At 66.3% G+C, this 11,762-nt stretch carries 1 protein-coding gene; it reads right to left on the bottom strand.

Going from position 1 to position 11,762, the window contains the following annotated elements:
• Nucleotides 1-113: 113 nt before the first annotated feature.
• A complete protein-coding gene (locus SH809_17925; GenBank protein MDZ4701595.1) occupies nucleotides 114-11,669 on the bottom strand; it encodes a LamG-like jellyroll fold domain-containing protein in 11,556 nt (3,851 codons plus the stop codon).
• Nucleotides 11,670-11,762 lie beyond the last annotated feature (93 nt).

Genomic DNA, 11,762 nt, shown 5'->3' with positions numbered 1-11,762 from the left:
GGGTGGCACGATACAAAGGCGGGATGGGTTTCCAAAACGTCACCATGCCGAGGGTATGCGCCCGGCAGCGTAACCATCGGCGCTAGCTTTGCCTCGGGGTAAGGGGACACAGCTCACCCCCCCGCCAGCTCCTCCAGCAGCCCTTCCACGCTCTGTTTGAACGCGCCATTGTCGTACTTCGATGTGTACCGCAGCGTGATCGTCACGTCGGCGATCTTGCTGAAGTCCAACGAGGGGTTAGAGGTTTTCGGCATTTCGATCCGCCAGGTGGACACGGCGCCGGTGCCCTCGAAGGGGAAGTAGCGGCTGTCGAACAGGAAGTTGAGGTCGAACTGCCCGAACATCCCACTATCCTGCTGCCACTTCGACACGGCGATCTGCTGGTTGGACCGCCAGTTGACGCGCAGCGTGTTGCCGTCCGGCTGCTGGGCGTCATCGAAACCCATCAGGTACCGCACCACGCCGGCGTCGGGCGCCAGCAGGGCCTTGTTGCCCATCTGGGTAAGGGTGAGGCGGATCGACTGGCCCTGGTCCACACCGGCCTTCGGCACGATCGATAGCGCGATCGTCTTGATCGTCCGGAAGTAATGGCCGGGGTAGTCGCGGTCGAACAGGGCCTCGTCCAGCTGGAACTGGCATTCGCCGCCGGCCACTAGCTCGAGGAAGCTCAACGGAAGCTCGTTTTTCATCGAGATGATCCGCTCGATATCCTGGAATCGACTGTCGTTGTCGAGGTGGTACTTGGACATCCGGTTCAGGTCGAGCAGCAGCGCCTCGCCGGCCAGCAGCCCTTTTTTCAGGCTGTCCCAATGGCCGAACCGGATGTAGATATCGGTGGTGGGTATTTCGTACTGAAGCGCCTTTTCGGCCGACTTCGCGGTGTCGTAGGCGACTTTGTAGGCCTGGAAATACAGGCTGGAGAGCCGCGTGGCGAGCCAGTTGTACAGGGCCTGATTGGTGAACTTGCTCCGGTAGAAATCGGCGATTTGCTGGTTGTGCTCGAGCTCCTTCATGTGGATGTCCAGCTGCCGCTCGGCGGTCTGGAGGGCGATCTGCGCCATCTCCTGCTGGAATTCGAGTTCATCCAGTTCCATGCCGGCGATGGTGCGTTCGTGCTCCCAACCGCCGCGCCGGCGTTCGTAGTCGGCAATCCGCTGCGTCAACTCGCCCGCGCCGGAGGCTACGTCGCCCAGGATGTTGGACACATCGCCGGCTTTGTTGAGCCCGTTGGCGATCTTGCTGCCGCCATGGGTGGTGACGATTAATGGGCTCGAAATGCCCGCGCCGCCTACGTGGAACTCGGGCGCCTGCTCGACGAGCGAGGCGGTGAACTTGAGCGCGGACCCCACGATCTGCAACCCTTTGCCCACGCCGGCGAGGATCAACGCGGCCTTCTCGGTCGGCGAAATGTCTTCGTCGATAAGACGGTCCAGCCGGTTTTTGGTGGCCTCGATGCGCGCCCTGTTGATCTTCAACGCCTCGATCGCCTCGCGGGCGCTGTCTGCCGCGAGGGTCTTCACCGTCGTGGTCATTTCGAGGATGCGTTTCTGGTGGGTGTTTTCGAGCTGCGACAGCGCCTCGGCGTCGCGAGCCTCGAGGGCCGACTGGAGCGACGCCCCGAGGTCGATCACGGCGCCGATCATCTCCCGGGCCTCGCCCAGAAGGTGGCTGTACCGGTAGTTGGGCACGGCCACGTTGAGGTCCGACAGCGCGCCGGCGATGTCGCGCCCACCGGCCACGGCGCGGACGAGCGCAGCGGGGTCGATGGGCGGCTCGAACAGGGCGAGCTGCCGGAAGATGCCGTCGATGTTGAGGCTCTGGCGGATCTTGTACAGACGGTCCTCCACCCGCCCCCAGTAGCCCAGGAACTGCTGGTTTTCGATGAGGCAGAAATCGGTGACGATGAAGGCGTGAGGCGCCGGCACGCCGGCGCCGGCGGCCGTCGAATGGGCGTTCGGGAAATCCGGAATGCCGGTCGAGGCATACCGCGCCGCGATGTCGGCGTAGGTGCCGGGCGCGGCGGTCGAACGCCGCGCTTTCGGCTGCGGACGGGGGCCGAGCAGGTTGTAGGCCATCACATACAATAACACGGCTTCATTGATGGCCTCGCGCGTGTCCTGTCGGAACAGCGCATCGCCCCAGTCCAGCAGGTTGTCGATGTACTTCATCACCACCGCCTTCTGGTAGGCAAACACCCGCAGCCCCGCGATGGCGTGGGGATCAAACGGATCCTCGCGGTAGACGGTCAGCGCCTCGTCGTCGGCCAGGAAGGCGCCGATCGACTCGCTCGCGTCGAACGTCCGGAACGGGCGGTACATCCAGTACCGGTTTTTGCTGGCCGAACCGTCGCGGGCGGTGGGGTTGAAGATGTAATGGTACCACCGCTGCGCCTCCGCGAACTGCTGGTTGGCGTTGAGGCGATTGGCGATGAGGAAGGGGATGTGGAAGAACAGCTCTTCGTAATAGAGCCGGTTCACACCCTGGAAGTCGATCGTATCTGTAAGCCGGCTCTTCTCCAGGTCGATCAACGCGGTATTCGGGTTGTAGCGCTGGTTGAAGTTGGGCTCCTTGGCTTCTTGAGAGTCCAACAGCAGTCGGTCGAGGCCACCCTGGAAGAGGTTCTGGCTCAGTTCATGGACGGCGAAGGTGTTCAGCCGCTCGAAGATCACGCTGATCTCCTTGTCGTTGGTCACCGTCAGAACGTCGTCAGGTTGTTCTTCGAAATAGACAGCCAGGGCTTGCGCAGCGCTCTCGTCTTGCACCGCGTTGTCGCTGTACCGGATGCGAAGCCGGTCACGCGTGGTATGCACCTGTTGCGGGGTGCTTCCTCTTCTGGTGATCTGGGCCTTCGCCAGGAACTGTTCGTCGCCGGTGTCGACGACATACCAGCCTGGCAGGTTGTTCACATCCATCAACGACGACTCGCGTTCTTCCAGGTTGCGGATGAGATAGTTTTGCCGGTCGGCATCGGTCGGGGCAAGGCGTGGCGGGGCGTAGATGGCGACGTTGGGCTCTCCGGTGGCGTAGTCGCGGAACTGCAAGCCGTCCGTTCGACCCAGGTGGACGATGGCTTTTGGTGATGCGAGGTTGGATGCGGCGTCGCGACTGAGCTGGACGTCGTACTTGCTGATGGCTGTAGCGGGCTCCAGGGTGAGTGAGAAGCTCTGGTCCTCCAGGTTGTTGCGCAGGCTCTTGATGGTGCTCTGCGAGCCGGCGCCGTACATGAGGATGATGCGCTCCCTGGCGACCAGTGATGCTCGGGGCAGGAAAAACGCGATCCCGTTCGGAGGGGTAAGCTCCACGATCGAGCCTGCCGGCGCCACGTTTAGCGGTACGTAAAAGAGACCGTTCTCGAGGCCCGTAAGCCGCTCGTTCCGGTTAGCGCGGATGTCAGCGGGGGCGCGGACGCTGTTCCACAGCCGGACCTCCGCCATGTGGATGCCGGTTGTCCCGGACGCTGCCGAGCTTTGCGAGCCGAGTACGACCCGTTTCCCTCGCTGGAGCACCGGGGAGGCCAGGGTGGCCGTTGCTGTCAACTCGGGTTGGTCAGGGGCTTCGGCGTAGAGGTTTGCTGTATAACCGTCGCCGGTCCGCATGAGCGTGAGCGCAACATGAAGCCAGTGCCCGTGGCCGACCGTTACCGTGAGTGTATTGGCCGCCCCTTTCATGCGAACGGTGAGGTCCACGGTATTCGACTCCCACCGCGGCTGGAGTCGCTCGGCTACCTGGGCAATGCGCGCTTCGCGCTCGGCATCGGCGGCTTGTTTTTTCGTTTCCGATGCTTGCCTGTTTGCGTCGTTTTTCGCATTCGTGGCGTCTTTCGTTAACCTGTTGACTTCCGCGGTGTTCGGATTGCTCTTTGCCTGCTCGGCGGCGAGAGCGGCCTCAGCCTTATCGGCCGCGTTGTTTAGTGTAATCGCCTGGTCAGCGGCGCTTTTCAGGTCATCGGCCAGGACACGCAGCTCGCTGGCGCGATCGGGATCGAACCCGCCGAGAGTCGCCGCCTTGCCGGCGCTGTCGGCCGCACTACTCGTTTTTGCGAAGTCACCGGCTTCTGCCTCGCGCCGGGCATCCGCAAAATGCCCGAGCACGGTCGCGACAGCAGCCTCTACGTCTGTGCGGCCTGCGATTTCCGCGACCACGTTTGTCGCCTCGACCCGAAGCGAATCGACATCGTAGCCGGCTAGCAGGGTGGTATGCCAGAGGGATTCCGCGCTCACTGGAGACGGGGTCTGGTTGATCAACTCGGCAGCGATCGAATCGACGATATCTCGTGGTAACGGCTTTGTGAGATCGTCGGGCAACAGTCGTCGGATGGTCTCCGAAAACGTATACTTCCAGCCCAATTGTACGCCGCCGCCGGTAGCGTCAATTCGCGCCCAGAACGACAGGGTGAGGGCGTTCATGTCGAAAGCCGGACCAGGGATGTCGATGCTTGTCCGGTCGTCGATGCGCGCCACCAGTGCGTTAATATCCCGCTTGGGAGATATCGTTGTCTCCTCGGCAAGTTGTAGTGTTTGCTGGGCATAGAGTCGCTGCCATTCGGGCCGGCGGTAGTCGTCGATCGTCAACTCGTTCTCCAGAGCGGCATAGATTTGTGGATGTACCCATGCGCCGCTCAGGTTGAAATACGAGTACTTGATCGTGGTATTATAGATATCGATCGAACGCTCGACGCGCGCGCCGGCGGTTTCGTTGAGCAGGTAGTATTCGGTATCCACCTTCCAGCGTTTGTCGTCGAACTTGGCCATCTCCTCCACACTTAACTCAGCGGCCATCGCGCTGCGGGCGCGCTGCTGAGCTGCACGGCCATTCTCGAGCGTGGTCAATGCGATTCTTGCTGCATCGAGACGAGGCTGGAGATCCGCGAGGATGCCTATGAAGCCGAAGGGGACAAACCACATGGCCGTAATCGTATTCTGGAGATTGGTGATCTCCACGCGCTTATCGTTGATTTCTTTCTGGGTTATCGGTTTGGCGAATAGGTCGTTCAGGTACGCGACGGTATACGTATTCCGTAGCCCTTCCCCGAGCCGGCGCTGGACAGATTTTTTAAGCTTGATGAACTCCGGCCAGAACAGAAACAGCTTGCCGAACGCGAAAACCGGCGTCACAAATGTTGCGTTGATGGTCAGCTCGATTTTCTTCCAGGGCAGCCACCGTTCGCCGTACCTGTTGCTCACGCGCTGACGGTAGTAAAAGGTCGTCGGATCCGTTTGCGTACGACCGATCAGGTAAAGCGTCTCGTCCGGTGGATTTGGAGCGGTGTTTTTCCCCACGCCGGTGCTGTCCGATTCCCGGTGGAGATACGTGCCGACAATTTTGAGCGTTGCCACCTCGCGGAAGCGGTCCAGGTAATTCACATACACCCGCTGCACGGCCGCCTCGTCGATGTCGCTCTGCATGAGCTCCTGCTCTAACTCGGCGAAAAAGGGCGTCTTGGTGTCGCGCAGCTCGGGCTCGATGTAGTTTTCAGGGTAGAGGAACACCTTTCGGTTTGCCTCCCACACCCGGTAGTTCTTCATCCAGGCCCACTGGTCCTGGGGAATGGTTGAAGGATCGACGCCGCGCTCGAGGTTCATGAGGCAGCGCTGCACGTACAGCTGCACGCTGGCGATGGCCTGTTGGATGCGCGACGCGTTCACGACGCTGCCTGTCTGTACGTCCAGCAGGAGGTACTCGTACAGCAGGTCGGCGTCCCGCCGGCGCGGGAAGTCCTCCGGGATGCCATGCATCACGGCCCCGAGTAACGCGTCGCGTTTGCGGACGGCGAGGGCGTCGCGTACGGGCTTGAGGGCCGCCGGCCGGCTCTCGTCGTTGTAGCGGGCGCTGAGCAGGGCCAGGGTGGTGTCTGCCAGCAGGCGCTGGTCGGCGTAGGTCGCTTCGGACGGCGCCCCGGCGAGGTCGATCAGGAAGCCCGCGTCCACGTCCAGCCGTGCGGCGAGCGCCAGCGCCTGGTGGAGCCGAAGCAGCCCATCGATCCGGTCGAACCCGTGCGGCAGGCCCGGAATCCACCCGAAATACCGGAGGACAGCCTCGGCCTGCGCCTCGTCCCACGCGCCCAGGGCGGCGACGCGGGCGGGCAGCGTGGCGGACGCGCCGCCGTCGGCGAGGGCATCGATCAGCGCGTCGACCCTGGCGGCAGGGATGCGGCTGGCGCGGTCGTCGCGGACGGTCCGGTAAGCCTCCAACGCGTCCAGATCGGCCAGCGTCGGACGGACGATGGCGGCCGCGCCGGTCAGCCCGAATCGCTCGGGGGTGGCGAGCAGCGCGCGGATCTCCGAGACGCTGAGCGCGAAGCGCTGGACGAGGTGGAGCGTCTTGGCGAGCCGGTACAAGTAGCCGCCCGGGCCGGCGATGTCCGCCGGCAGCGGCTCGGTTGGGTCGGCGGCCATGAGGCCCGTTACCAGGGTGTGAATCGGCATTTCGGCGGTGAGGAAATCGACCACCGTCCGCGTCCGGTCCGAATCCGCCTGCAGGCGCTCGGACAACTCGGTGTACACGGCGTTTTCCAGGGCCGCGCGGCGCTCCAGGAGGACGCCGGCGTACCGGGCCTGAACCGCCAGGCGGGCTTCGAGCAGGCCGCGCACGCCGGAAACGGCGCTCGCGGCGATCCCCGGCACGACGCCTAATGCCTCATCGGTCAACCCGCCGGCCGGCGCCTGCACGACGCCGGCGGCGGTGACGAACCTGGCAGACTGCAGCGCCGCGAGGGCGCCCGCCGCCACACCCGGGAGGATGGCCAGTCCAGCCGCGATCCGGGCGGACCAGGTGCAGGCCAGCGCCTCGGCCTCGGAAAGGGTAGCGCGCCACGGCTCGACACCGGCGAGGGCGGTCAACACCGTCAGCCAGGCAGGGTCGGCTTCGAGCTCGGTCAGGCTCCGCCCGGAAAACAGGGTCGATTGGATGGCGCCGTCGGCCGCGAGCACGGCTGGCGAGAGCACCGGCGCCGACACGACCGCGCTCCCGAACGCGTCCGGTCCGCCGAGGTACCGCACGGCGACGATGGATTCGACCTGACTGATCCCCTCCGAGACTAAGGCGTCCGGGAGGACGAGGAACGTCGCGGCGTGTTGCCGCAGGGCGTCGGCGAGGTCGCGGATGCTGGCGTCGTCGAGTCGGAGCGTCGCGGCGCCGCTTTCTATGTCGTTGATGAGCAGATCGAGTGTCTCGAGGTCGATCCCGGTGGCTTTTGTCCACGCCACGCGGTCGCTGAGGACCTGGAAATCACGGAGATCGCGCACCTGATCGACGCCGGCGATGGCCATCAGCCGACCCAGCGCGCGGGTGCTCAGCCCCAGCGCCCGCGCCGTTTCGGTGTGCAGGCCGGTAAGGCGCGATTCGCCCAGCAGCGTGGCCAGCCGGCTCACGGTCAGTCGGTGCCGCTCCATCGACCCCTTCGCACCGGCCACGAGGCCGAGTGTGTGGGCGTCGAGCGCTACGGCCGGCAGCGGCGGCGACCCGCGCCATCCCAGCAGTTGGATCCGGTCCGCGCCGACAGTCATCTCCCCAAATGTATTCTCCCCATGCCAGGCCAGCGCCAATTCATCGGCGGCATCGAGGAGGGTCTCCCGGTTCGAGCGGAGGTCGTCGAGCGACCGGGCGGTCTCCCACCGCCGCAGCCCGAGCAGGCGACCGGCAAAAAAGGGCTCTCCCCGACCGGCCAGTGCGGCGTCGTGCCAGCGCGCCGTGGCGGCCGAACCGCCGAGGGTGAAGGACGCGGCGTGGCCGTCCAGCTGCCGCCCCGGCGCGCGTCCGACGGGTTTGCCATCCAGATACAGCTGCAGGGCGCCGGCCTTCAGGGCGCTGCGGCCGTCGAGCACGAGGGCGACATGGTGCCACTGACCGGAGCGGATCCGGTCGGTCGAAAGCCAGCTGCCCGGCCAGGCCGCGCCGGCGTAGCCGCCGGCATACAGACGGCCGGCGAAGAGATAGAGGGCGAGGCCGGCCTCGTCACGGCCTTCACGGTACAGCGGCTGCTGGCGGTCGGACGCGTGCACGTCGTCGGCCAGGAACCAGAGTTCGACGGTGCGCCGCTGCAGCGTGGCGGTGGGTGTGGACGGGTGCGCCACGGCGTCGGCGGGGCGCTGGAAGGTCAGCACCGGACGCTGGGGTCCCCAGAAGCCGGTCTCCATGAACAGGGGGCGCGCAACGGGTTGCGGCTGGCGGGCGCCTTCGAGCCCGCCAAGGCGCATGGCGCCCCGCGGTCCGCCGGCCAGGTTCGGGACGATAACGCCCTGGCCCGGGGCCACCCAATGTGCCAGCATCGCATCGCCGTGGAGGGCCGATAGCCGGCGAGACGAGAGGTACCCGGTGGCTCGGAGTTCATCGGCGTCGCGTACGCCCCGCCACACGCGCACCTCGAGGATGTCGCCGGTGAACAGGGCGCCGGCGCCGCCGGCGCGGCCGATCTCCGCATACCCAGTTGTCGCTCGATCGAATAACGCCTCATACAGCGCCTGGGTCTGCTCCGGCGAGCCGACGGAGGCGACCGGGGCGCCATCGACATACAATTGGATGCCGGCCGGCGCGATGGACGCGGCCACGTGGCTGAAGCGGTCGGTCGGCAGGCGAGTGGTCTCGGCGGCGACGATATTGCCGCCGGCCTGGAAGCCCAGCGCCGGCGCGCCGTCGCGCGTGAGGCCGAACCAGAATGCGTCGGTGGGCGATGCGCCCAGGCAGACGATCGGCTGGGTAGCCTCGAAGCGGTCGGGCCGGACCCACGCCTCGAACGTGCAGCCATCGACAGGGGCCAGCGGGGTGTCGGCGGTCGCCAGGTACTGCAGGGCGCCGTCGAAGCGGAGGGCGCCGCGTACGGGCCAGAGCGGGAAGTCGTCCACACGCCGCCAGACCGGGACATTGTCGTCCTGGACGCGGGCGGCGAAGCGAGTTGCATCCGGGGCGAAGCGGCTCAGGCGGTCGGTATCCACCCAGCCGGCCGGTTTTTCGCCAGGTCGCAAACCCACGAATCCTTCCGAAAGCAGCACACGCTGGTTCTGGTGCACGCGCAGGTCGTCGAAATAGGCGCGGTCGCCCCAGGCCGCCCACAGACCGACGCCGCCGGACGCGATCCGACCGCCGCCGGCGTCGACAGCGACGATCTGATCCGCGGCGGGCATGGGCTCGGTGGCCTTCCACACGCGGGCGCGGAGGTGGGTGGCGGTGGTGGTGACGGTGTCGACCTGGATCCGGAATCGATACCAGGTTTCGGGCTCCACGGGGATCTCGGCTTGGGCGAGGTCGCCCTGCAGCCGGTCCAACCCATCGGGGCCGGCCAGATGAAACGCCGGCCGATTCGCGTCGCGCTGGAGGCTGTAGTACCGGTCCTCGCCGGCGCCGTACCGGCTGTAGACGATCATCCCCATCCCGGTGGTGAGGTCGGGCACGAACACGTAGCCGGTGTAGACGTAGTTGCGCCACGCGGCGGTATCCACGCCGGATGGCAGGTAATGGGTAAGATGATCCTCGCCGGTCGGGGTGGTGGGGGCCAGCACGTGCCGCTCGGAGGCCGCGACGGTAAAGATCGTGGGGGCGGACTTCAGGGCGTGGTTGGCGCCGGTGCTGGTCCAGCCGGCGGGCAACACACCTTCCGCAACTGTCTCGAAGTCGGTTTCATAGAGGATGGCCCCGGCATCGCCGGTAGCCGGGTCGAGAGCGGTCACGTGCAAATCGTCCCAGAACTTCAGGCCGGCATCGCTCGACCACACGCCGATCGTCCCGCTCGCGATCGGGTCGCTGGTATCCAGCACATCGATCGCAAACACCGCCGGCTCGGGCGTCCCTTCTTCCCATACCCGCACCTGGATGCGGGTGGCGCCTTTGTTGTCTTTTTGTTGAGGATGATCCGGGAGGTGCGCTACGTGGATGCGGAAGTGATACCACACATTGGGCCGGGTATCCAGGGGGATTTCGGTCCCGTCTCCCTCGGCGATGCGGCCGGCTCGTCGCGAGGCCACGTGGAATCGTTTTTTGTTTTTGGATCGGCGGATGACGTAGTAGGCGTCGGTAGTCGGGTAGTCGCTGAAGAAGGTGACGCCGGCGCCGCTGGTGGCTTCGGTGAAGCGCAGCCGGCCGGTGAAGACGTACGCTTTCCAGACCGCCGCGCCGGCGGCGGGGCGGTAGTGGCTGTGGATATTGGGCTGCGTCGACGCCGTACGCAGCGCCTGGTTGTCGCGCAGCGCCACCGTCTGAAACCGAGTGGCCGGCTGGCCGAAAAGGACGCGGTCACCCGTGCCGATCCAGCCGGAAGGAGGCTCGTCGGCCGCATACTCCTCGAAGGCCTCGCTGAGCCGGCGCTCGCCGGAGACGCGGTCGATGACTTCGAGGTCGTCGTACTGGTTTTCGCTCGACCCGAAGCGCCAGACGCCGACGGTGCCGGCCGTGAGCCGGCCGGGGCTTTCGTCCATCGCGGTGGCGACTGCGTCTGCGGGCGGCTCTTCCCCGTCTTTCCAGATCCAGGCGCGGAGGGATGTCCGCCCGTTTGGGCCCTCGGCCGGTTGATCTTCCACCTCTATCTTGAACCGATACCACACGCCGGCCTCCGGGATGATGCCGGAATCGCTCGCGCCGGCCAGAGCCCATCCATCCGGGGCGGAGGAGAAGTGGAACGTCGGACGGTCGGCGTAGCGCCGGAAGGCATACAGCCGGTTCTCTCCCGCGGGGTGGCGGCTCAGCAGGGTGACGCCGATGCCGGCGCCAGCGTCGGCCGCGTGCAGCCGACCGGTATAGGTATAATCGGACCACCCCAGCGAGGCGGACGCATCGCCGTCGGGCGCGAAGTGCAGGAAGGCGTTTTCGAGCGGCCCATTGGCTGTGGTGCTGCGGAGGACGACGTTCCGCGGGCTCCAGGCGGCCGTCACGGCGCCGGGCATGCAGGCGCGTGCCGGCGGGGTGAGCACGTCGAACGCGGCGCCCGAGGCCTCGTCCAGTGGGAGACGGTAGACGAGTGTCGCGTCGTCATCCTCCGGCGGCTCGAAGCGCAAGCGGGCGTCTGGCGCGAGGGCGGTCTGGTAGACGCGCAGGTCGGTGATCTGACCGGCGAACAGGTGGATGGGGCCCGGGCCGGCGGCGTCGATATAGGTGCCGCCGAGGCGGAGGGTGCCGGCGCGCGGCACGAGCCCGCCAAGGGTGGCCGTGCCAGTCAGATCCAGCGGGAAGCCCTTGTGGTCGTCGGACAGGCCGGCGTCGGTCAGCGAACTGGATTCGAGGGGGATCGGCGCGCCGTCCAGGTAGGCGCGAAACAGTACGGAGGGCCGGGCGGATTCGTCGTTCGTGACGGCCAGATGGTGCCACTGGCCCGAGCGCACGCCGGCCGTGGCGAGCACGGTTTCTTTGACATTCCGGGGCCCGAAGTCGGCGCACCAGGCGGTAACGGCCAGCCGGCCGGCCGCGAGGGCGACGGACAGGCCGCCTTCTTCATCCCCCACGCCAAAAAGCACCTGGGTGCGCGACGCATCCGGGCCGGCGAGGTGGACGTCGTCGGCCTGAAACCAGAAGGCCACGGTGGAGCGATCGGGAGGCGCGAGGACGTTACCCGACAGGGCCGCGCCGGGTTGGGCGGCGAGGTAGATGGCGTCGTTGACGCCGTCGAAGGCGACGACGGTGCCGGGCCGAGCCGGCGCCGGGTAGGCCGCGGCGATATCCACCCACTCGGGGCGGTAGTCTTCCACGAACCCGCCCAGGAGGAGGGGGTTGGGGCCGGCGAGGGCGGGGGCGACGGTGCGCGTCTCGCCGGCGATCGCGACGGTCGCGAGGGCATCGAG

This window comes from Rhodothermales bacterium (genome assembly GCA_034439735.1).
Lineage (GTDB): Bacteria > Bacteroidota > Rhodothermia > Rhodothermales > JAHQVL01 > JAWKNW01.
This window is presented reverse-complemented; position numbering and strand designations above follow the sequence as displayed.